At 45.2% G+C, this 24,151-nt stretch carries 18 protein-coding genes and 1 tRNA gene; all 19 read right to left on the bottom strand.

From position 1 onward, the window contains the following. Positions 1-179: 179 nt before the first annotated feature. The gene (locus G464_RS0103810) at positions 180-662 is read right to left on the bottom strand and encodes a GreA/GreB family elongation factor (protein WP_021618523.1); all 483 of its coding nucleotides are present in this window, start codon (positions 660-662) and stop codon (positions 180-182) included. A gap of 55 nt (positions 663-717) precedes the next feature. Further along, positions 718-1,137 carry an FKBP-type peptidyl-prolyl cis-trans isomerase gene (locus tag G464_RS0103805; RefSeq protein WP_022856800.1) on the bottom strand — a complete coding sequence of 140 codons (420 nt, stop codon included), beginning with the start codon at positions 1,135-1,137 and terminating at the stop codon, positions 718-720. A gap of 28 nt (positions 1,138-1,165) precedes the next feature. Continuing rightward, positions 1,166-1,249, bottom strand: a tRNA-Leu gene (locus G464_RS0103800). 41 nt (positions 1,250-1,290) lie between these two features. After that, positions 1,291-2,295 carry a Ppx/GppA phosphatase family protein gene (locus G464_RS0103795; RefSeq protein ID WP_021618525.1) on the bottom strand — a complete coding sequence of 335 codons (1,005 nt, stop codon included), beginning with the start codon at positions 2,293-2,295 and terminating at the stop codon, positions 1,291-1,293. A 58-nt stretch (positions 2,296-2,353) separates the two neighbouring features. Beyond that, the gene (locus tag G464_RS0103790) at positions 2,354-2,917 is read right to left on the bottom strand and encodes a DUF501 domain-containing protein (RefSeq protein ID WP_021618526.1); all 564 of its coding nucleotides are present in this window, start codon (positions 2,915-2,917) and stop codon (positions 2,354-2,356) included. Between the two features lie 54 nt (positions 2,918-2,971). After that, complete coding sequence (locus G464_RS0103785) at positions 2,972-3,649, bottom strand: FtsB family cell division protein (protein WP_080651140.1); 678 nt, start codon at positions 3,647-3,649, stop codon at positions 2,972-2,974. A 91-nt stretch (positions 3,650-3,740) separates the two neighbouring features. Then, a complete protein-coding gene (eno, locus tag G464_RS0103780; protein ID WP_021618528.1) occupies positions 3,741-5,039 on the bottom strand; it encodes a phosphopyruvate hydratase in 1,299 nt (432 codons plus the stop codon). A gap of 74 nt (positions 5,040-5,113) precedes the next feature. Next, positions 5,114-8,659 (bottom strand): transcription-repair coupling factor, encoded by a 3,546-nt coding sequence (gene mfd / locus G464_RS0103775; protein ID WP_022856798.1) that lies wholly within the window; start codon positions 8,657-8,659, stop codon positions 5,114-5,116. Continuing rightward, on the bottom strand, positions 8,649-9,248 hold the full coding sequence (gene pth / locus G464_RS0103770; RefSeq protein ID WP_022856797.1) for an aminoacyl-tRNA hydrolase: 600 nt from the start codon (positions 9,246-9,248) through the stop codon (positions 8,649-8,651). The genes mfd and pth overlap by 11 nt, the downstream gene beginning before the upstream one ends. A gap of 120 nt (positions 9,249-9,368) precedes the next feature. Further along, on the bottom strand, positions 9,369-11,774 hold the full coding sequence (locus G464_RS0103765; RefSeq protein WP_022856796.1) for a glycogen/starch/alpha-glucan phosphorylase: 2,406 nt from the start codon (positions 11,772-11,774) through the stop codon (positions 9,369-9,371). A 41-nt stretch (positions 11,775-11,815) separates the two neighbouring features. Beyond that, positions 11,816-13,252 carry a glycogen synthase GlgA gene (gene glgA, locus G464_RS0103760; protein WP_021618533.1) on the bottom strand — a complete coding sequence of 479 codons (1,437 nt, stop codon included), beginning with the start codon at positions 13,250-13,252 and terminating at the stop codon, positions 11,816-11,818. Then, entirely contained in the window at positions 13,249-14,388 is a 1,140-nt protein-coding gene (gene glgD, locus G464_RS0103755; RefSeq protein ID WP_021618534.1) for a glucose-1-phosphate adenylyltransferase subunit GlgD, read from the bottom strand. The genes glgA and glgD overlap by 4 nt, the downstream gene beginning before the upstream one ends. After that, entirely contained in the window at positions 14,378-15,517 is a 1,140-nt protein-coding gene (locus G464_RS0103750; protein WP_022856795.1) for a glucose-1-phosphate adenylyltransferase, read from the bottom strand. The genes glgD and G464_RS0103750 overlap by 11 nt, the downstream gene beginning before the upstream one ends. A gap of 46 nt (positions 15,518-15,563) precedes the next feature. Next, positions 15,564-17,504, bottom strand: coding sequence for a 1,4-alpha-glucan branching protein GlgB (gene glgB, locus G464_RS0103745; protein WP_022856794.1), 1,941 nt, complete (start codon positions 17,502-17,504; stop codon positions 15,564-15,566). A gap of 161 nt (positions 17,505-17,665) precedes the next feature. Further along, positions 17,666-20,005, bottom strand: a complete 2,340-nt coding sequence (gene pulA / locus G464_RS0103740; protein ID WP_022856793.1) for a type I pullulanase — start codon at positions 20,003-20,005, stop codon at positions 17,666-17,668. 222 nt (positions 20,006-20,227) lie between these two features. Continuing rightward, on the bottom strand, positions 20,228-21,199 hold the full coding sequence (locus tag G464_RS0103735; RefSeq protein ID WP_022856792.1) for a ketopantoate reductase family protein: 972 nt from the start codon (positions 21,197-21,199) through the stop codon (positions 20,228-20,230). A gap of 238 nt (positions 21,200-21,437) precedes the next feature. Then, the gene (locus G464_RS0103730; protein ID WP_155237049.1) at positions 21,438-21,974 is read right to left on the bottom strand and encodes a prealbumin-like fold domain-containing protein; all 537 of its coding nucleotides are present in this window, start codon (positions 21,972-21,974) and stop codon (positions 21,438-21,440) included. After that, positions 21,932-22,741, bottom strand: a complete 810-nt coding sequence (locus G464_RS0103725) for a hypothetical protein (RefSeq protein ID WP_143739566.1) — start codon at positions 22,739-22,741, stop codon at positions 21,932-21,934. Before G464_RS0103725 ends, G464_RS0103730 begins: the two co-directional genes overlap by 43 nt. A 170-nt stretch (positions 22,742-22,911) precedes the next feature. After that, positions 22,912-23,388, bottom strand: coding sequence for a hypothetical protein (locus G464_RS0103720; RefSeq protein WP_022856789.1), 477 nt, complete (start codon positions 23,386-23,388; stop codon positions 22,912-22,914). Positions 23,389-24,151 lie beyond the last annotated feature (763 nt).

Raw genomic sequence — 24,151 nt, 5'->3', positions numbered from 1 at the left:
CGGTTAAGCAGAATGCCTGAGAGTAAGAGCTTGTCGGGCGTAACGCAGTTTCAAGCGTGATTGTGCAAAACAGCTGTTAACCACGCACCCACAAGCAACCAAAAAGCCCGCCATCTGCATCTTCCAGTGGCGAGCTTTCTCTATAAGTTGTAAAACTCAATTTATTATTGGATTGGCTTTTACATTGGCTTAGCGGATTTAATCTCCACAGACAATGTGCGTCCATTAGGAGCCTTATATCCCACGGTATCACCCTCGTGATGACCGAAAATAGCTGCTCCCATTGGAGATTCTGGGCTAATCACATCGTAATCGGAAGCTACTGCGATTTCGCGTGAACCAATCAGATAGGTCATTTCTTTACCAGCCAAAGCAATAGTTACAACTGTACCATTACCGATTTCACCGGCTGCTACAGGCTGAATAATCTGAGCGTTACGAAGCTTAACAATCAGCTCGTTAATACGACCTTCATTCTTACCCTGAGCTTCACGCGCTGCCTGATACCCACCGTTTTCACTTAAATCGCCTTCTGCACGTGCAGCAGCAATCTTCTCGGTAATATCTTGACGATACTCGCCTTCACGCCATTCAAGCTCTTCTTTCAGCTTATCGTAGGCTTCTTGGGTCAGTTGAATAACTTTTTCTTCTGGATCTGCCATTATTACTCCTTTAAGTTAATGCACATCAATTATTTCAATGAAAGATGCATTAATCTTAACGGCCAGATGTGGTGGCAATAATATCGATAACGAAAACAAGCGTATCGTCGCCACCAATACCTGCCTGAGGAACGCCACGAGAGCCATAACCATACTGTGGAGGAATTGATACCACTAAACGAGAACCTACATTATGACCTGGCACAGTGTTATCCCAGCCCTTAATAACCTGACCAACACCAATACCAAAATCAATCGGCTGATGACGATCGAAGCTGGAATCAAATGGCTTGTCTTTGCCCCAAATAACTCCATGATAATTTACGGTTACAATATCGCCCTTGCGAACCATAGGACCATCGCCTTCAACAAGCTCTGCACAATACAGACCTGCTGGGGCTTGAGGAGCTGGGAAGGAAATTTGTGGATATGCACCAAATTCTGCATTAACGTTTGGTGTGGTCTGCTCGCTCATAAGAACTCCTTGCAGTCAAGATTGTTAGTACCTCGGACGGGACTCGAACCCGTAAACCTTTTCAGGTGGCGGATTTTAAGTCCGCTGCGGTTACCAATTTCGCCACCGAGGCAAGCAACAAAAAATTATTATGCCACAAGAGGGAGAAAAATGTCAACTTTGTTCATGCACAGCCCTGTCTGCATGTTGCATGCGCTGCCCCAAGTCACGCACAATACCGTCTAATAAGCCGTGTTCACTGGCAATATATGAGTCGATCCGAATATCGCGTGTTGCTGCTGCTGTCTGCACAGCCGCTAAAACACACGACCATACTAATGCTCCTGCTCCAATAACATCTCTACGTCCAGGATGGACTACGCTTAAGGTATCGCGCTGCTGACGGGTCATACGCAAAACACGCTGATTCACCTCATCAACTGCATCGATAGACAGAACTGCTCCGTCTACCTCTTCAACACGATATTCTTTTTGACCGAGGCACACAGCAGACATAGTTGTTACTGTTCCCGACACGCCAATAATCGTGCGTACAGCATCTAAAGGAACAACGCTAGCTGCTTGCTCAATATGCTCATCGATATCTTTCGTGGCGGCTTCAATCGCTTCTATAGATGGAGCATCATCTAAGCGATGTCTTTCACTCATACGCACAGAACCTACTGCCATAGAATAAGCTGCTTGCACATGTAATTTCTCAGCCTGCGTGCCACCAAGCACTAATTCAGTAGATCCACCGCCTAAATCCACAACGAGAAAAGGAGCTTCATACTGGTCTATTCCAGCTACACTCGTTGCCCCCAAAAAGCTCAATCGAGCTTCTTCTTCACCCGAAATAACATCAGGCCACACACCTAAATGCTCATGCACATAGTTCTCAAAGTCTTCACGGTTACGAGCATCTCGTGTTGCGCTTGTAGCAACGAAACGTAAAGCATCCACCTGATAGCGAGCAAGAAGATCCGCAAATTCATCGATTGCCGCATATACACGTTCTAAAGCAGCCTGGCTAAAAGCATGATTAACATCTACACCTTCGCCTAAACGCACCACACGCATAATACGTGGTAAAACAATATGCATGCCATTCTCATCGACGCGAGCAATCATCAGACGAATGGAATTCGTTCCACAATCAATTCCGGCAACTGTTACCATGCCTAGCTTCCTTCATTCTCAGCAGAAATCAGTAAAATCTCAGTACGTACACGCACCACTAGTGAGCGCAACGACACACATTCGGGTCAAATTCGTGAGCAATTTCTTTCATAACTAAATCGCCGACTGGGTTTACTCCCGGTCCCATAGCCAATGTTTGTGCAAGGATTGCATGCAAGCATTTCACACGCTCAGGCATGCCTCCAGCACTAATACCATCGATATGTTCTTGACTATCGCCCAAACTCTCGGCTAGCGCAGTGCGTACAGCTAAAAATGCTTCGTGTGCACGCGCATAGCCCGCAGCAAGCTCCTCATCTGTTTTCAGCTGCTCTGTCAGCTCGGTAAGACGCCCCGCAGCCTCCACATGGGATATAGCTTTTACTGCTCCAGGATGACTCAGATAGAAAGTTGTAGGGAACGGAATTTTCCCGTCAACCAAAGGCCGTGTAACGGTTGTTAGTGGTGATCCACACACGCAACGCGCTCCCACAGCTATCATGCCACGAGGATATCTGCCAAGCTGCTGCTCTACAGCCTGCATATCTTCCTCAGTAGCAGGATTATCGAGAAAATAGTGCGCACACTCTTGCGGTGAGACGTATGTATGTTGAGGCCACATAAGCGCTCCTTCAGCATAGAAATAAGGATTATAAAAGATTGGTATGAGTAAGTTTTACTGGGCTTGGCTCGTTGCACCATTCGGATTTTCCGCCCGATCTGTGCTTTCCATCGCGTAAAGAATTTCGTTATACCATGGTAGCTTTTTGTCTTCAGTCCTTGATTTTTCCTCAGTAGAATTATGTTGCGCATCTTGAGGAGCGTTCTTAACCAGCACACTTCTTTCGCCCGGGAAAACAAAGCCAAGCCGTTTTCGCGCTTGAGCGGTGACATAAGCATCATCTGACCATCGTGAAATATCATTTTCTAGGTCTGCTTTTTTCTGAATAAGTTCCGCTTCTTGATTCCTTAGAGCATTCAGCTGTCCCAGATTTTGCGCATAACTTTTAAAGACAAGACCGATATTAAGCGCAGCAAGGAGAAAAATAATAATACCTAAGAAGAAACTTAATCCTCCGCGAGGCGTGCGTGCTACAGCAAGATTTTTTGCAGATGACGAGCGTGCAGATAGCTTCTGCTCAGACCGTTTTTTCCCTGAGCTTTCCCTACGTGCTGTTCTCCCCTGTGACTCATTCTGAGATTTACGAGAATTACGGCTATTCATTATATCGCGCAATTCATCGCGTGTAGCAGACCGTGATACGCTCGAACGTGAACGCACAGTGCGCACTGACGATGATGAACGATTCGACGATGTCGAACGTGAAGAAGAGGTGCGGTGTCTGCTAGCCATACATACGAAAATACCCACTGCACTCGACTGTTCTATAAAAAACAAACGAAAGCAGTGGGTATCTTATGCACACGCTCATGCGTGTCTACGCTTACTTTGCGAGGTACTTCTTGCAAGCCTTGAATGCAGAGTAACCAGCGTATACTGCGTTAGAACCAAGCTCTTCCTCAATCTCGATGAGGCGGTTGTACTTAGCAATACGCTCACCACGGGCTGGAGCACCAGTCTTAATCTGACCAGTGTTCTTTGCCACTGCCAAATCAGAAATAGTGGTGTCAGAAGTTTCACCAGAACGGTGGGAAACCATGGAGGTGAAGCCGCTCTTTGTTGCCAATTCAATAGCATCGAGAGTTTCGGTTACAGAACCAATCTGGTTGAGCTTAACGAGCAAGGAGTTTGCTGCACCGAGCTCAATACCCTTAGCCAAACGAGCTGGGTTGGTTACGAGCAAATCGTCACCTACGAACTGGAGACGATCGCCGAGACGTGCAGTAATTGCTGCCCAGTCTTCCCAACCTTCTTCCTGGAATGGATCTTCGATAGATACGATTGGGTACTCATTAATGAGGTTCTCGTAGTAGTCAAGCATGTATGCTGCTTCACGATCTTCACCGTCGAAGTGATACTTGTTGGTTTCCTTGTTGTAGAACTCAGAGGAAGCTACGTCGAGGGAAATACCAATCTGCTTGCCTGGCTCGTAGCCAGCTGCTTCGATTGCACGCATAATGTACTTGAGGGAGTCTTCGTTGGACTTCATCTTTGGAGCGAAGCCACCTTCGTCACCAAGACCAGTTGCGAGACCTTCCTTCTTCAAAACAGACTTCAAGGTGTGGTATACCTCAACGCCTGCACGCAGAGCTTCGCTGTAGGTTTCGAAACCGTATGGGGAAATCATGTATTCCTGAATATCAGTTGCGAAGTCTGCGTGAGCACCACCGTTCATAATGTTCATGTTTGGCACTGGCAAGATGTGGCCGTTGGTGCCACCCAAGTAACGGTACAATGGCTGGTCTGCTTCTTCTGCTGCAGCGTAGATTGCTGCCAAAGAAACACCCAAGATTGCGTTTGCGCCGAGCTTACCCTTGTTTGCAGTACCATCGAGTTCAATCATGGTTGCATCGAGGGAACGCTGGTCAGAAACTTCCATGCCGATAACTGCTGGAGCAATAACCTCGTTCACTGCCTTAACAGCTTCGAGAACACCCTTGCCCATGTAAACAGACTTATCGCCATCGCGACGTTCCCAAGCCTCTGCATCACCAGTTGAAGCACCGGAAGGAACAAGACCCTTACCTGTTACGCCGAACTCAGTGCTGAGAACAACTTCTACGGTTGGGTTACCGCGAGAATCAAGAATTTGACGTGCGTATACACTTTCAATTGCGGACACAACTACTCCTTTAACTAGGTTGTGATTTCAATCACTAGAATAATAGTTTTTGTGGACTAAGCGCCACGATATGCTCAACTTTGTGTGGGTTTATTCTTCCACGTCAAATCATCGAGCAAATCTTGAGTCCACTTCAACACTTCAGCAGTGCTCATAGCAGGCTGCCCTAACATGCCTTGGAAAGGCGTAGGAATAATAAGCGTATGGGTAACAGGACGATACTGCACTGTTTTGTATATACGCTTCAAGCGCAGCATAACTGAGTCTTGAGGATCCATTCCTACCACGCGAATATTCTTGCCTTGAGCAATCAACTCGGTAATACCCAATTCACGTGCTTGTAAGCGCAAAGCAGCAACTTCAAACAAAATACCCAGCTCATGAGGAGGATTACCGTAACGGTCAGTAAGCTCGTTACGAATCTCCTCGAAGTCATCTTGGGTGCGTGCAGCGGCAATCTTTCTATAGGCTTCCATGCGCAAAGCATCAGAATCAATATAACTTTGCGGAATAGAAGCCTCTACTGGCAAATCAATAGAAACAGAGACACTTTCAGTACGTTCTGGTTCCTTATATTCCATCACTGCTTCAGACACCATACGCACGTAGAGGTCGAAACCTACACCTTCAATATGTCCCGACTGTTCTCCCCCTAATAAATTACCCGTACCGCGCAGTTCCAAATCCTTCATCGCCACATCATAGCCAGCACCTAACTGGGTATTTTGAGCAATAGTGCTTAATCGATCATGCGCTGTTTGAGTCATGGTTTTTGATGGATCGTACAGGAAATACGCATAAGCACGTTCTCGACCACGCCCCACACGCCCACGTAACTGATGCAACTGAGATAAGCCAAAACGGTCAGCGCGATCTACTATTAAAGTGTTCGCATTGGAAATATCCAAACCTGTTTCCACGATAGTTGTGCATACGAGCACATCAATCTCACGATTCCAAAAGCCTTGAATAACCGTATCGAGCTGTTTTTCGCTCATCTTGCCGTGCGCGGTTGCTACGCGCGCTTCTGGTATAAGATCGCGAATTTTTTGAGCTTGCTTATCAATATCTTGCACACGGTTATGCACATAAAATACTTGACCTTCACGGAGAATTTCGCGACGAACTGCAGCAACTACCTGCGCATCCTCGTACGCTCCTACATACGTTAAGACTGGCAAGCGGTCTTCCGGAGGGGTGGCGAGCGTAGACATTTCGCGCAAACCTGTAATAGACATTTCCAAAGTACGCGGAATAGGTGTGGCAGATAGTGAGAGCACATCCACATTTGTGCGCAAAGCCTTCAGAGTTTCTTTATGCTCCACTCCAAAACGCTGTTCTTCGTCAATAATAACGAGGCCTAAATCTTTGAATTTAATACTAGGGTTAAGAAGTTTGTGGGTTCCAATAACCACATCAACCGATCCAGCTTCAATCTCCTCCACAGTTTTTTTAATCTCTTTAGCGCTTTGAAAACGACTAAGCAAAGCCACTTTGACGGGGAAACCATCGTAGCGCGAGCTAAACGTATCGTAATGCTGCTGAGCCAAAAGAGTGGTTGGCACTAACACGGCTACTTGTTTGGAATCTTGGACTGCTTTAAAAGCCGCTCGAATAGCAATTTCCGTTTTACCGAAGCCTACGTCACCACAGATAAGGCGATCCATAGGAATAGCTTTTTCCATATCGCGTTTTACATCGTCGATAGTGGTGAGCTGATCCGGTGTTTCTTGATATGGGAAAGCTTCCTCAAGTTCGCGCTGCCATGGAGAATCAGGACTAAACGCAAAACCTTGGGTACGCTGACGCGCTGAGTAGAGCGCTACTAAGTCCTGTGCTATTTCTTTGACTTTTTTGCGTGCTTTAGCTTTAGTGCTCGCCCAGTCAGAGCCTCCAAGTTTATTCAGTTTAGGAAGTTCTGCTCCAATATATTTGCTGAGCTGATCGAGTTGATCAGCTGGAACGAAGAGCTTATCTGCTGGGGCATTGCGTTTACTTGGCGCGTACTCAATAACAAGATATTCACGTTGACTGCGCGCGTTGCCCAGACCGACTATACGCTGTTGGAGCTCAACAAAACGACCGATACCATGCTTATCATGCACAACGAAATCGCCCGGCTTCAAATCCACAAGATCGATAGCTTTGCGTCGTTTTGATGGGGTGCGCATCTGAGCTGCTACAGAAGATCGTCCCGTTATATCTTTTTCTGTGAGAACAGCTAAACCTGCCTGATCGTCCACAAAACCGCTGGATACATGCGATAAAACGAAAGATACTTCGCTAATATCTATACCAGTTTCACGTAAAATACGCTCTAAACGTGCAAGTGTTCCTTTAGCAGCACATGTAATAACTACCCTCATCTGCTGCTCAATAAAAGCTGCTATTCCTTGCGTTGCTTTGCTCTCGTCACCGCGGTATTCTTCACTGTGTTGCGCATGGAGAGCAACAGTGCCTTCTACATCTTCGTCTACCCCAAATTCAGTGAGCATCCAGATGCTACTGCCCATGGATTCTATGTCATCGAAAACGCTCTGTAGCTCGATAAAGCTTGACTTTTCAAAGCTAATTGGTACTTCACTTTGACCACCGGTGGCCGCCACATGCCAGCTTGCGGCTAAGAATTCTTGAGCAGTAGTCAGCAAATCTTCAGCGGCTCGGCGCACTCGCTCTTCATCATGAACGAGAACAAGCGTATTTTTCTCAAAGAGTTTATACACAGGCATAACGTCATCGCATAGCGCAGGAATAAGGGATTCCATACCTTCTACAGGAATTCCTTGGGCAATAGACTCCAGCATGTCATCAGCGTTAGCAATATGTCCAATCAAATCATGAGCACGTTGACGTACCTGAGCAGTTAAAGGGATTTCACGGCAAGCAGTAGCCCATACACTATCTAAATCATCGCCGTATGTGCGCTGATCAGATGCATGAAATTCATGAATTTCATCAATATCATCGCCAAAGAAATCAATACGGACGGGATGAGGTGCTGTGGGAGGAAACAAATCGAGAATGCCACCACGGACAGCAAATTGACCTCGTTCCATAACCAAATCTGTGCGTGTATATGCATTTTCTATAAGACGCTCCACCACATCGTGCATATCCATACTGTCGCCACGACGGAAAATAAGTGGTTCTACATCCTGTACTCCCACCACAATGGGCTGGATTAATGAGCGAACGGGAGTAACTAAAATTTTAATAGGCCCCAGCTGAGCTGATACCTCTGATGCTGGATGCGCTAAACGGCGAAAAATAGCCATTCGTGAAGCTACTGTATCTGCACGCGGGCTTAAGCGTTCATGTGGCAAGGTTTCCCAAGCATCTAGCACAGCAATATCATGGCTTGGACCGTCATACCATGAGCGAATTTCTTCAGCTGTTTGTGCTGCTTGCCGTCCAGAAGATACAAGAACTACAAGAGGAGTCGATCCTTCATGAGCAAGATTTGCTTCAGCTGCAGGGCGAATACCTTGAACCGCCCCCACACGTTGAATAAGTGATGGAGTGCTGCTAGCGCATTCCAAAAGACGTGAAAAATCCTCCGTTTGACTTAACTGCTCAGTATAAGCACGTAATGTAGAATACAGGCTTAATCTATCGGCCATTAAATTTCTCCTGTGTGCGTTGCACACCATCAGTTATTAAGGACTCTACTGCATCAGCACCGTCCATCAAAAACTCATCTAATTCTTTTTTCTGCGCCGCATTAAAACCGCCAAGCACCCAGTTCACAGTGTTTTCTCGAGCGTGAGCTCCCCTAGCTGCATGACCAACTCCCATACGCACACGCCCATATTGAGGTGTGCCTAAAGAACGATCAATGGATTTAATACCATTATGACCGCCAGCTGAGCCTCCAGCTTTAACCTTCATACGAGCAAAATCCAAATCCATATCGTCATGCACAACAATCACGTGATCTGGTTCGATGGAATAATACGCGCAGATAGAAGCAACAGCATTGCCTGAATTATTCATAAAAGTCAGCGGTTTAGCTAAAAAGAATTTAAAAGAGCGTCCGTCAAGCATCATCACGCCTTTGCCCAGTTGAGCCAAGCCTTTATGGTCGCTCAGACTAACATTCCACCGCTGAGCCAAAACATCAGCAACCATAAAACCCATATTATGACGAGTTCCCTCGTACTTTTTACCTGGATTGCCTAAACCCACAATCAAATAAAAATCCGAAGCCATTATTCCCTACCTGCGCTCATATCCTATCTCTACAACCACACTATTATACGGCTGAGCATGCCACAAGAAAGGCGCGCACACAATCAATGTGTACACGCCTTGTGTTCCTGAACTCTTAGCTTATGCTTGAGGCAAATGTAACTGCCAAATCTCTTGAGCATACTGACGAATCGTATCGTCTGAAGAGAACTTATCGGAATTAGCAATATTCATTAAGCTCATATGCATCCACCTAGAGCGATCTGCATACAACTGCGCAATTCGCGCTTGAGCATCCACATAAGATTGGAAGTCTTCGAGAAGGAAATACTCATCATTATAGGTAATAAGGGCATCGAAGATTTCGTTACCTTCGCTCTGACAGTTTGGAATAGTGCCGTCTACCAGTGAGTTAACCACACGATGAATAACTGGATTACTCTCATAAATGCCACGAGAATAATAATCGTGTGACTCGTAGTGACGATAAACAGCGTCTTTATCCATACCGAAAATCACGATATTATCGTCGCCTACTTCTTGCTTAATCTCAATATTTGCACCATCGAGAGTAGCTAAAGTAACAGCGCCTGTCATCATAAACTTCATATTTGATGTTCCTGATGCTTCCTTAGAAGCTAAGGAAATCTGTTCAGAGACATTGGCTGCAGGAATAATAAGCTCAGCAAGACTTACACGGTAATTTTCAAGGAATACCACTTTAAGTTTATCGCCAATAGCTGGATCGTTATTAATCAGGTTTGCTAACTCGTTAATAACCTTAATCACAGACTTGGCAAAGTGATAACCGGGTGCTGCTTTTGCGCCAAAAATAAATACTCGTGGTGTAAAGTCTGCGTTCGGATTATCTTTAATATCCCAGTACAGCTTAATAATATGCAAAACGTTCAGCAGCTGTCGCTTATACGCATGTAAACGCTTGACTTGCACATCAAAAATAGCCTGAGAGTTCACATGAACACCCGTAGTCTTCTCGATATAATCAGCCAAACGCTGTTTAGATTCCTGCTTCACCTGCCAGAAATCTGCCTGCGCATCTGGATTATCGACAAAATCGTTCAGCTTGCGCAACTCATGAATATCGCTACGCCATCCGTCACCAATCCATTTATCAATTGTTTGAGACAGATGAGGGGCAGCGATTTGCGTCCATCTACGCTGCACAATACCGTTAGTTTTATTGTTAAACTTTTCTGGCGAAATCTTGTAGAAGTCGCGCAGAGTATCTTCCTTAAGCAACTCGGTATGCAGCTTTGCCACACCGTTTACACTGTGGCCGCCGATAATAGCCAAATGCGCCATATGGATTTGGCTATTGCGTACGATGCGCGTATTTTCGATGGTTTCGTAGTCAACACCTTGAGCGCTCATCCGGGAGATATAACGATTATCGATTTCCACAATAATCTGGTAGACGCGAGGCAAAACATAGGAGAACAAGCCCGTATGCCACTTCTCCAATGCTTCGGACAGAATCGTATGATTCGTATAGCTCATGGTCTTGCATGTTGCTTCCCACGCAACATCCCATTCCAAACCGTAATCGTCGACGAGAATGCGCATAAACTCCGCTGGAGCCACAGCAGGATGCGTATCGTTAATATGCACCGAAACTTTCTCGTAAATACGCTCCAAAGGCAAGCCCATCTTCAGATACGACTTAACAATAGTTTGCAAACCTGCAGAAGTCATAAAATACTCCTGCATAAGGCGCAACTTCTTGCCCTCATCGGTGGAATCGTCTGGGTAGAGCACGGCCGTAATATCTTCTACACGACGACGATCTTCGATCGTTGGATAGTTCAGTTCGTATTCTTCCGGAATTTCTACATCCCACAAGCGCAAATTATTCACTACCCCGTTGCCGAAGCCGATTTGAGGCACATCGTATGGCACGGCACGCAAAACTTGCGCGTTATTGTACACAGGCTTAAGCTTGCCATCTCCCGCATCGGTCATATACACGTTACCGAAGAAGCTCACGTAGACAATATCGTGGTCTTTGCGCGTCTCCCACACATTGCCAATAGAGCCGAACCAGGAGTCTGGAAGCTCCACCTGATAGCCGTTAACGATACGCTGCTTAAACAAGCCATAACGGTAGCGCAAACCATTGCCGAAACCTGGATAACCGGTTGTGGCCAAGGAATCCATAAAGGCTGCAGCCAAACGACCTAAACCACCGTTACCCAAAGCCATATCGTGTTCGGATTCTTTTACAGCGTCAAAGTCCACGCCCAGTTGAGTGAAGGCATCTTTAACCGTATCGAGAATACCCAAGTTGAGCAGGTTCGTCTCGAGCATACGACCAGGAAGGAACTCAACGGAGAAGTAGAAAGCAATCTTGTCTTCTCTCTTCTGCAAAGCATGCTTACGGTCGAGCCACAACGGCGTGTAGTACTGACGCGTTGTTTTCGCTAAAGCCAAGAACAGCTCTTCTGGTATAGCATCGGCAATAGTAATCTGCTTCTGCTCTTTGAGCGTGGCCTCAAAATCGTGAATAAATTGTTCTGTAGTCAATTCCATGAATACACCCTTTCACATAGAGTATGACGACGTCGCTGCGTTTAGTCTACACGAATCGCATCGTAGAGATTCTCGTACTGAGAGCACGCATTCTCCCACGAGAAATCTGTAGACATAGCACGTTGTTGAAGTTGAGCGAACTTCTCTGGCTCATCCTTATACAGGTTCACCGCTTTGAGCACGGTTTGCGTAAACCAGTAGCCATTAAAATCACTAAAACCAAAACCAGTACCCGTATTGTCGAACTGATTGTATGGCTGCACAGTATCTTTGAGACCGCCCACCTCGTGAACCACAGGAATAGTACCGTAACGCATGGCCATCATTTGCGATAATCCGCATGGCTCGAACGCGCTTGGCATAAGGAAACCGTCGCTACCTGCATAGATGAGCTGAGCCAGGTCGATATCGAAAGTTATGCGCACACTGATTTTATCTGGATACACGTCGGCAAACCAGGAGAAGGAATGCTCGTACTCCGGATATCCTGTACCGAGCACCACGATTTGAATATCGTGCTGCACGAGCGCGTTGAGTTCGCTAACCACCAGACCGAAACCTTTTTGATCTGTTAAGCGCGACACGATACCGAACAACGGCACATCATGACGAACCGGCAAGCCGACTCCTTCTTGCAAAGCCGCTTTGTTGAGCGCTTTGCCCGCCATATCGTCGGCAGAGAAATGATGCGGGATACGCTTATCGGTTTGAGGATTAAAGATGTCCGTATCAATACCGTTCGTAATACCGGAAAGCTTTCCAGATTCCATACGGAGCACTTGATCCAAACCTTGACCGAAATCACTTGTCATGATTTCTTGTGCATAACTTGGGGATACCGTTGTTACACGATCAGCGTAAAGAATACCTGTTTTCAGCCAATTCAGAGCGTTGTCCCAACGTACTGTGCCATCTTCGTAACGTTCCATACCCACGCCAAAGAAATCGCTGAGAGTAGAAGGGTCAAAAACGCCTTGGAACTGCAAGTTGTGAATAGTAAGCACGGTGCGAATATTCTTATAGGCTTCAATCCAACGATATTTTTCCTTCACGAGGAAAGGAATCATCGCTGTATGGTAATCGTTCACGTGCAGAATATCTGGAATAAAATCAACCTTTTCCATCAGCTCTACAGCTGCTAACTGGAAGAAAGCAAAACGCTCACCATCATCCATATCGCCATAAACGTGACCGCGGAAGAAGTAACGCTCGTTATCAATAAAGTAGAAGGTAACGCCCGACAGTTCCAAGCGCTTGACCCCCACATACTCGTGACGCCAACCCACGTTCGTAAAGAAGTACATAACGTCTTCTACCTGGTCGGCAAAATTGCGTGCAACGGTGTCGTAGTACGGCATAACAACCGCTACCTCATGTCCGCGCGCTGCTAAGGATTTAGGAAGTGCTCCTATAACATCGCCCAAACCACCCACTTTGGCAAAAGGTGAGCCTTCAGCGGCTACAAATAGTACCTTCATCGGATAATATCCTCCTGAACATGCGTACCCTTGACCACAACCACAGGCTTGTCTGGTGTGCCTTGAATAGTAACGCCTGGAGCAACAACAACGTTCTTATCGAGAATTGCGTAGTCAACGTGAGCACCCTGCTCCACTGTTACCTTCGAGAAAGCAATGGTATGGCACACGTCACTCGTGCTATCGAGATAGCAGTTTCGCGAAATAATCGAACGGTTTACGCGACCCTTCACGATGCTACCGGAGGCAAACTGAGAGTTTTCTACATCACAGTCTGGGGAGAAATACGTAGACTCCTCATTCTTTACCTTCGTGTACACCTTCTGATTGGAGTACAGCAGGGAGTAGAAGTTTTCAGACTCGAGCATATCCATATTCGCGTCGAAATAGGATTTTACCGAGAAGATATTCGACAGATAACCCGTGTAGCTAAAAGCGGACGCATCGTTGTCGACCAGCAGGCTACGCAGCAAGAAACGCAACTTGCGAGGATGCTCTTCTTGAATTTCCTGTTCCATGTGTTCGATAAGCCATTGCGTGTCGGCTACGAAAATATCGGCCGACATATTCAAAAGATTATCCCCTTCTGGCACGCTTCCCGAGCTGACGGAGAGCACGCGGTCTTCGTCGGTAACATCGAGAAGAGCATTACCTGGGGTAACCATGGAACGTGGAACACGCTTGTAGACGACGGTCAGCTTGCTATCGTGTGCTTCGGAGAGGTGAATAACCTGTTCTAAATCGATATTGCATAAAATATCGCACCCCATATAAACCGTGCGATCGCTACCGGAGCGCTTGAGGAAGCGCAACAGCTGCTCATAGTAGGCACGATCTGTTGTGTTTTCGCTATACTTCGTGTTGTAGAAGCCAAGATACCAGTGGCTCAGCAAGGTATCGAGCCCCCATTCACGACCACTGCGTATGTGGTCGAAAATCGAACTAATATTATCGCGCTGGAAAATACCGTAGACACTTCGAATACCAGCATTTGCCAAGCTCGACAGCTGGAAGTCGACTAAACGGTACTTACCGTCGAACGGGAGGCTGGCCATTGGACGCTGAGCTGTTAAACCCTCCATATCTGGGTAGCCAACGGTATTACCCAAGATAGCGGTGTACTTATCAAGCTTCATCAGCAACTCCTACTACTTCGTTGTATCCTATGACCTGAATTTCGTCTGTGCCATCAATCACGACGTCATCGCCAATAATTGCTCCTTCACCAATAATGGCGCGCTTAATATGAGCGCCTTGGCTCACAATAGCGCCACTCATAATAAAGGAGTCTTCGATAACAGCACCGGTTTTTACCTGCACATTCGTCGACAAAATCGAATGCTTTACTTCGCCGCTCACAAAGCAGCCATCGACGACCAGCGAGTCTTTAACATCGGCAGTGCCGTCGATAAAGTGAGGTGGCGAAATAAGGTTCTTGGAGTAAATCTTCCAGGAGCGGTCGCGTGAGTTGAGCACATTGTTTTCGCCAATATACTCCATATTCGCCTCCCACAGGGAGTCGATTGTGCCCACGTCTTTCCAGTAGCCTTCGAATTCATAGGTGTAGACGCGCTCATCGGCCTTAAGGTAGGCCGGAATAACATTATGACCGAAGTCGAGCATATCTACATTATTTTTATCGGCATTCACTAACAGCTCGCGCAAACGAGACCATGTGAAGATGTAAATCCCCATAGAAGCCTTGGTTGACTTTGGCTGAGCTGGCTTTTCTTCGAATTCGACAATGCGGCCATGCGAATCGGTGTTCATAATACCGAAACGACTAGCCTCTTCGTACGGCACGTTAATAACTGCAACCGAAAGGGATGCGTCATTTTCTTTGTGCTGGCGAAGCATATCGTCGTAATCCATCTTGTAGATATGGTCACCTGAGAGGATGAGCACATATTCTGGATTGATGCTATCGATGTAGTTAATATTCTGATACACCGCATGGCTGGTGCCTTGGAACCAGCGGTTACCTTCTGTAGCCGAGTATGGCTGCAAAATGGATACACCTGAATTTACACCATTCAAACCCCAACTAGAGCCGTTTCCAATATGCGCGTTCAAGGCCAAAGGCTGATACTGCGTAATAACACCAACATTTCGCACACCTGAGTTTGCGCAGTTCGATAAAGCGAAATCGATAATGCGATATCGCCCACCAAACTGTACAGCAGGCTTAGCAATATTCTGGGTTAACTTACCTAAGCGAGAACCCTGACCTCCCGCCAAGATAAGAGCTAACATTTCATTCTTCATCGAATGACCTCCTTATTCTTGTACTTGTAGTCTAAAACATGATGAGTTATTTCGCATTCGACTGTGTGGTTGACTTTTTCTTGGATACCTGACGCTTTTTATGAACCGCGTCTTTACGTTTAAGCTTCCAAATGCTGGCACCTAAAGCTGGAGCAGTGAAGGTGAGACTTTGCTGATAGTCTTTCCATAATCCTGGTTGCGTATGAGTATGTGGATTGTTTTGCTTCCAGACACCACCGAATTCACGCATTTCCGTGTTCCACACTTCTTCATATTCACCAGCAACAGGAACGCCAATAGTAAAACCTCGGCGTTCAACTGGAGCCATATTGAATACACAGATGAGGAACTCGCCCTTATCGTTTTTGCGAATAAAGGACAACACACTTTCGTTAGTATTATCTGCATCAATAATTTCGAGACCATCATAGCTATTATCAATCTTCCACAAAGGTGAATTATCTTTGTAGAACTGATTGAGCTGAGCAGTGAAGTTTTGCATTTTCGAGTTCATCTCATCGTCTAAATTAGACCACTCGAGTTGCTCATCATACTTCCACTCCAAGAACTGCCCATACTCGCTACCCATGAACAGCAGCTTCTTACCCGGATGGCATATCTGGTAGGTATACAGATTACGCAGTCCAGCAAACTGGTTGTAGCGGTCTCCCCACATTTTATGCATGAGGCTCTTCTTACCGTGCACTACCTCGTCATGTGAGAACGGAAGAATAAAGTTCTCCGCAAAGGCATACATGAAGCTGAAAGTGACCAAGTTAAAATCATATTTACGATACACTGGGTCTTCTTCATAGAACTTCAAAATATCGTTCATCCAACCCATATTCCACTTGTAATCAAAGCCCAAGGCATCCCATTCAATAGGACCGGTTACCTTTGTATCGCTGGAACTTTCTTCAGCAATCATCATAACATCAGGATAATAGCCTTTAATAACAGCGTTCATCTTCTGTAAGAAGCCGAAGCCCTCATAGTCACGAGTACCGCCATCCTTATTAGGCGTCCAAGGACCAATATCGTAATTGCGGTAAATCATATTGCTGACCGCATCAACACGAATACCGTCCAAATGATAGTAATCAATCCAGAACTTTACTGAGGAAATAAGGAAAGACTGCACTTGGTTCTTTCCTAAATCAAAGTTCAGTGCTCCCCAACCTCGGTTATGCGCACGATCTGGATCTTGATATTCAAAGGTAGGCGTTCCATCATAGAAAGCCAAAGCATCATCGTTGACTGTAAAATGCCCAGGAACCCAGTCCACAATAACACCAATATTATTCTTATGGCATTCTTCTACGAAGTCTTGGAAATCTCGAGGAGTTCCATATGTGTGCTCAAACGCAAAATAGCCCATAAGCTGGTAGCCCCAGCTCATTCCCAGCGGATGAGCCATCAGTGGCATGAACTCCACATGGGTGTAGTTCATCTTCACCAAGTAAGGGATAAGCTCATCTTTTAGCTCAGCAAACTGGTATGGAGTGCCGTCTTCGTGCTCTTTCCACGAGGAGGCATGCACTTCGTAAATATTGACTGGGCGATTACGGAAACCAAAACGCTTACGGCGCCCCAGCCATAAGCCGTCTTTCCATTTTTTCTCTGGAAAATCAGTAATAATGGCGGCAGTGCCAGGACGTGGTTCTAGATAAAAAGCAAAAGGATCAATTTTTTCCACAACAGATCCGTCTGCACGAGTAACGAGGAATTTATAGCGCTCGCCAATTTGTGGCGCAGTGGTGAAAACTTCCCACACTCCCGCTTCATTGCAGGACATACCTATTGGATTGTCTTGCCAGTTTGTGAATTCTCCAATAAGAGCTAGATGTTGCGCGTTCGGAGCCCACACTCTGAAGACGTAGCCTTCCTCTCCCTCTCTCGTCTCTCGGTGAAAACCGAAATAATGTTGAGCATGGAAATTTTCTCCCGTGCCAAAAGTCCGTAAAGCCTCATGCGTTTCCATAAGCATTCCCCCTTAACCTCTCCTTAAGTCCAGTGTACTCGTTTTGAAAGGTTTTTGGGTAAGGAAAGACCAAACTGTTCATTTATCAATCATATTGTAAGATAGCTAACTTCTTTTCCTTGATTTTTAGCGCCTTCTCACTCTTATGGTTGAAAGCTCAGACTCTTTTATGAAGCATCTGAGAGTACTTGTTCAAAGATAGCAAAAGTATATGCCTCAAGGATTTTTTCTTTTTCGATACGAATAGGATTATTCGATAAAATCAGTTGAGCACCATCTAAATCTTTAAGCATATTATGTACAGGAACATCAACTGTAGTAGCAACAATACGATACTTTTTATCGTCTCCTGTTATATCAAAGCCAATAATGCCAGAGCTATCGATAGCTGACCATACATACACGTGTCTGCGCACATCACTATATGTTTCGTAAGAAAAGAGGTCTGAAGAGGTTTTGAATGTTATCAATTGCCGCACGAAATCGACAGTGTCGCGATATTGAGTCACTTGATCCCAATTCACCCGGTTGACTTCATCAGGAGCGTTATAACTATTCATGGCATTCAATCGGTCGCCTAAAGTCAGCTCGCCATTATCTCCCGTTGGATACAGTTTTGTGCGTAAGAATTCTTGACCGATTTGCATAAAGGTCATACCTTGCATAACGAAGTTCAACGCATTAGCAACTTCTACGCGCTGAATATGACACAGCTCATCATCGTCAGGATGTAAACGTGTAAGTAAATCATTGAGATTATAGTTATCATGCGCTTCAATATAGTTGAGAACTTGACGAGGCGTATCATAATTGACTAGCTCACTACTTCCTAGAATTCCTTTAGCTACGATGCCTTCCGTACCTTCATGAGAGACGAAACCACCTTTTACATAGCCGTAGACTTCCGCACCTTTCACACCATCTCGAACTGTATCGTTAAAGAAAGCAATACGTGGCATAAGCGCTGCATTATCTTTCTTCGCTTTACGGTCTGCAGGGAGATTTACTCCCATATCCCAGCCTTCTCCATACATAAGAATGTGTGGGTCGAGGCTATCGAGTTGTTCTCGAATCTGATTCATTGTTTCAATATCATGTAATCCCATGAGATCAAAACGGAATCCGTCAACGTTAAACTCTTCAGCCCAATACATGACGGAATCAATCATGTACTTTCGGCACATTTCCTTTTCGCTAGCCGTTTCATTACCGCAGCCCGAGCCGTCTGCACAAGAACCGTCTGCGTTCATACGGTAAAAATAATCCGGAACAGTTAACTGGAACGGATGCGTTGCGCTCGAAAAAGTATGATTATAAACAACGTCAAAAATAACGCCTATACCGCGATTATGATACTCCTGAATCATTGTTTTCAATTCAATAATTGCTGCAGCAGGATTATTCGGCTTCGTAGAATACGAGGCTTCTGGCACATTATAGTTGCACGGATCATAACCCCAGTTGTAGCGTCTACGACCGTCCGGTAAATAATGCTTATAGTATTGAGCAACTGGCTGTATTTGCACATAACTTATGCCTTGATGATCAAGATAATCTATACCTGTGCTCGCCCCATACGTATTGCTTGTGCCACTTTCGCACGCTCCTATATAGGTTCCACGCAGAGCACGCGGAACGCCGGATGTGCGCGAAATAGTAAAATCGCGAATATGCATCTCACAGATAACAGCTGAGGTAGGATTTTCTACACGCCATACCGCGTCATCGCCGTGTTTGACGCTAAAACCTTCTGCACGCCTGGAACGCGGACTTAAAATCACCGATTGTAATCCATCACTGGTAGCTGCGCGCGCATACGGATCAGGAGAATCAACTATGCGACCATCTGCATGGTGCACACGATATACATACGATATACTGTCGCAATCAACGTCCAGCGTAGCAAACCATACTCCATGAGTATTGCGCTTCTGGTTAAGAGTATCGCTTATATCCCCTCGCGTCATGGGGATTATTGTATGGGTTGACTGGTCTGTGGGAGTGCTAAGAATCAGCAGATCGACCTGCTTAGCAGTTGGTGCCCATACGCGAAATTGTGTGCTGGATGGTGAATATGTGTAGCCCAACCAGCCATCGAAGGCCCATTGACGGTCAAATTCTTCTGGATGTAAAGCCATATCAAAAGCATGCACATCATACAGTGCACATGCCCTGCTCGTAAGCGCAGCTTGGTAAGAGTAGTAGAGCGTATCGTCACCTTCAACAAGCCATACGTGTGTAGGCTGTTCATCATTGCGTAAAGTAATGCGATATTCTCGAGATTTATAAGAGAAATCAGTGTTACGCATAAGGATATTGATATATCCGTGCATATTATCGGCGGTATTTAAACGTACAGGGAGTACACAGAACTTTCCGAAAGCATCTCGTTCTGTTAAAAGGTATTGATAACCTTCTTCATTATCTTTCCACATCCATACGCTTCTATCTTCATAGCGAGCGTTCGCGGTATGATAATGCACCACAACAGTTTCCTGTGCTGGCACGCAGACCTCCGTAGGTTTTATTCCTGTACACTACCCTTGTGGGCACCGTTATATTATAGGCAATTGCGCTTCACTTATATTGCGTGTCGGAAGACTCTGATAATTATCTGCACATTTGAGGTGAGATTACTGTGAGCGCTCGTCACATTAACACAGAAAAAGAAAAGGGCTGAGTGCGGTAGTATGCTGCACTCAGCCCCATATATAGGAAAGATAGTTTTTTTACTTTTCTTGCGCGTGATGAATCTGGAATGCTCGTTCTGCTAAATGCACGCCATGAGTCAAGAAAGCGTGGGTGCGGCAGTCAACATTATGTTCACGTCCGAGTTGAGCAATATATCCGTTGATATAATCTACTTCTGTTGGTCGTCCGTGAATCATGTCTTGATACATAGATGGGTAATGCAGTGGATTACCCACACGGCTTGCGTATTCGATAGATTCAACTTCTTCATCTACGCTGTTAATCATAGGAATACCAGCGGCTTCACATACAGCATATGCTTCGGAAACAAGCTGCTGAGTCATCTCATGGGAGCCTTCGTAATCAGCAAATTGTCCCATAGTAATCTGATACATGGTACATAAGGTATTCACCACAGAATTGAACACAATCTTAGCCATGCATGTGCCCTTAAAGTCTGTGGTAATTTCTGGATTCATGTGTGCTGCAGTAAAGTCATCAGCAATTGCACGTTCAATATCGGTAATGTGCTCATTCATTGCACACATGTGCATAGAGCCTGTACCCTTCTTACCAATGAAATCAACATCGCCAGGACCGTTCAAAACAGTTGCAATAATTGCGGTTCCACCGTAGATACGATCTGTTGAGAAGTATCGATTAATCTTCTCGAAATGGCCCCATCCGTTCATTGCTGAGAAAACAACCTGATGATCTTTGAATAAATGAGCACAGCGCTTGAGCATATCTTCAAGTTGCATCTGCTTGAGGAAGATAATCCATACGTCCGGATTTCCTGTATATTCTTCTGGACGATACAGGTTCACTGGCACCAAGTGACGGCCCTCATGATCACGGCTCACCCATACGCCGCCTTGTTCCTTCACTGCTTCAATATTTGGTTCCCAAGCATCAATAAAATCTACCTTCTTACCTGCTTCTTGAAGCAAAATGCCATAACGATACCCCATTGCACCAGCACCGATTACCGCATATGTGAGTTCACTCATGGACCCCATCTCCTTGTTCTTTCCGTGAACATAAATGTGTATGTTTTAGCCATTGGCAGTGTTACTATGGCACAACCGTGACCCGCGTGTTATGAATAGTCCACATTGTGACCCTCACCACATACATGTAGCTGACACTTGCGCACAAAAACCTCCTTCTTCTCTTCACCTATGCAAAGGAAGAGAAGAAGGAGCTTTTCTCGACTGAGTACACATCTGGCAAATACGTACGATGTACTTAGTAAGTCAATCGGCGAGCCATTCGAAGAGAAACACAAGCAGTTGCGATGCTAGCTAGAACAGCAACGAGAGCCAGCTGCACAGCCGAACCGCTTCCAGTGTGTGCCAAAATCTTTGGCTTCGATTTTTCAGTCTTCGGTTGTGGATTGTCTGTTGGCACCGGGTGAGGTGTCGGTTCGGGAGTCGGTTCAGGCTTCTTCTTATTCTCCGCCTGAATCACAAGAGCATCATCACTTTTATCCTTATTAACAGGAACTTCAAATTCAATATCATATGAAGCAACGTATCCCTTTGGTGCCTGTGTTTCTTTCAAAACATATGTACTTGGGAAAAGATAGGTATTACCTTGATCTTCATCGGAAGTGACAGTCCGCTTATCAGTTAAGGTAAAATAGTTGCTATCAATCGCCACTTTTTTCTCTTTTATAGCTTCGTTATCCGCAATTAGCTTAGACAGCTGATCGTAATCTAACGGTTGCGATGCTAAGTGAGTCATGCCATCTTTATCAGATACAAGTTTATCTTTAATGAGCACTCCTTTATTATCAGCAGTACGAGCGTAGTAGCATTGATGGCCGGCATAATATAGCCGTTCGTTCGCGTTGCGTAAGAACCATAGTCATGAACTGCATCTATATCTTCACCTACGTAAACGTATCCAGGAATATCTTTCTCACTGGCTATATCTGATAGTGTTGACTTGACTGTGGAGAAAAGCAGATAATTCGTATCGCCTGGAGTGTCTTCAGCATTAGGAATTATTTCCATTTCTGTAGGAGTAACACCTGTTGACCAGCCCTGATATTTCAGATAGGACTCACGAAAATTAGCATATCCTGGGAAATGAGCTTCGGGAGCGAGCACACTAAAACGTCGATCACTATTTCCGTTCTCACTCCAACCAGAACTATCATCTTTCGGAGTTCCCATTTCTACTACGCCATGTAGATTCAGTGGACTCGCTAATGCTTCAAAGTCTTTACCATCATCTTGCACGATAGGAGTGTGCGCAGCATCAGAGAAAAGAGCAGTATCTTTACTGCGTCCTTCAATAAGATTTGTTATAGGGAGATGACGAGCTTTTCTATATTCAAAATCATCAACAAAAGAAATATGTTCTGAACTGTGTGAGCTATAGTACGAGCGGAAAATACTTGTTCCGGCTTTAATGCTGTCCCTGTTGTTCATAGATCCGATATACATATTCGTACCGCGGAAGCCCATAGAACTTGACGCATACAGCGTTCTTCCCGGTAAGCTACCGTTAGCTATTGTATGTTTCGAATGTATATATTGCGGCATAACAGTTTTATACCCACGCTGATATATGAGATTTACGCTGACAATATTACCTGTACCATCTTGATGGTTTTTATAGGTGCTATTGAGTTTATTACCGTTCCACTCGACGCTGAGAGATTCATCGCTTCCTCCGCTGCCGTTTTCTTCTTAACCAACGAATTTGTCGATGATCATTCCCCATCATTGCCACGAACTGCACGACGGTTATATGTCCATCCACCAAAAATAAATTTCTTATGAACCATATCGTGATTGTCGTCAGCATAAGGAACAAAAATCGTATAGTAATCGACTGAACGAATGGTTGTCACATCGAACTGTCTATTATTCAAACGAGTGCGATACTCAGTATGGTCTAATAATTCAGTAGAATTATCAAGATACGTAATCAAAAATTTGTCTAATCGGTACCGTTCAAAATTATAAGCATCTTTGCCTTCATATGCCTTGATTGCTTCAATATGAGCATTTACTTCATCGTCACTAATAATCTGTGGAAACGGGTTCTGTGTTTCTATCTGTGCATCATAGCTATTCTCGTATGCTCCATCTTCAACTTTATTCACTTCATTAGCCGCAAAGGCAACATGAGGTGCGCATAAGCCGAAGACGAGAAAACGAAAAGCACCGTAGCTAGACGGACACATATCATGCGCAATGCTTTTAGCGTCGATAATTGTTGATGAGTCATAACTCTACCTTCTTCTCATGAGTTCCTAAACGTTGCAGTCGAGAAACTCTCCCTCTATTCTTTTATCCTAACGAAGGGGGTGCAGTTCAGCCCACCGACTCACTTATACAAGTGCTCGTTGAATTTCTGTGCCAAAAAGAAAAATGTAACGGGTTATACACCATTTTGTGTGTCTGTTTTGTTGTCTTAGGTCTTGTTTTTGTGTGTGTTTGAGAGGTGTTCATGGTTGCATGATTGACCATGACACTTAGCCATAATGCGTGTCTGTAATATGCTGGGACGTGCTGATTTTGTTGGCTTGTCAGTGTTTTCATGCTCTGGGTTGTATAAAGGGGGTATGCAACGACCATTATGCGATTTATGGCACACGCTTATGAAGAAGAACGGTATAACCTCGAGCGGGAAAACAGGGCTATAGGTCAAAAGCAGGTACCAGGACGGGTCATGGCACGATTATCACGAAAGACTGATTAAGGCACGCAGAATACTTGACCGTAGAATCAAAGAACAACAATTATTCACGTTCCTTCAATTTGATTATGCTCCATCAACGAATAATAGAAACGATTCATTTAACGCGGGTATACGCCAAATGTTACATGATCATAGAGGGTTGAGTTTATTCAAACGAATCACCGCTGTGTGCTGGTATTGTCATCAACGCACCCAGTATCCCCAGAACGACCAATGGCTTGTTTACCACGCTATAACCACTGACT

The sequence above is a fragment of the Alloscardovia omnicolens DSM 21503 genome, assembly GCF_000420505.1.
Lineage (GTDB): Bacteria > Actinomycetota > Actinomycetes > Actinomycetales > Bifidobacteriaceae > Alloscardovia > Alloscardovia omnicolens.
The sequence above is the reverse complement of the archived record's forward strand: the minus strand, read 5'-3'. Positions and strand labels throughout refer to the sequence as shown.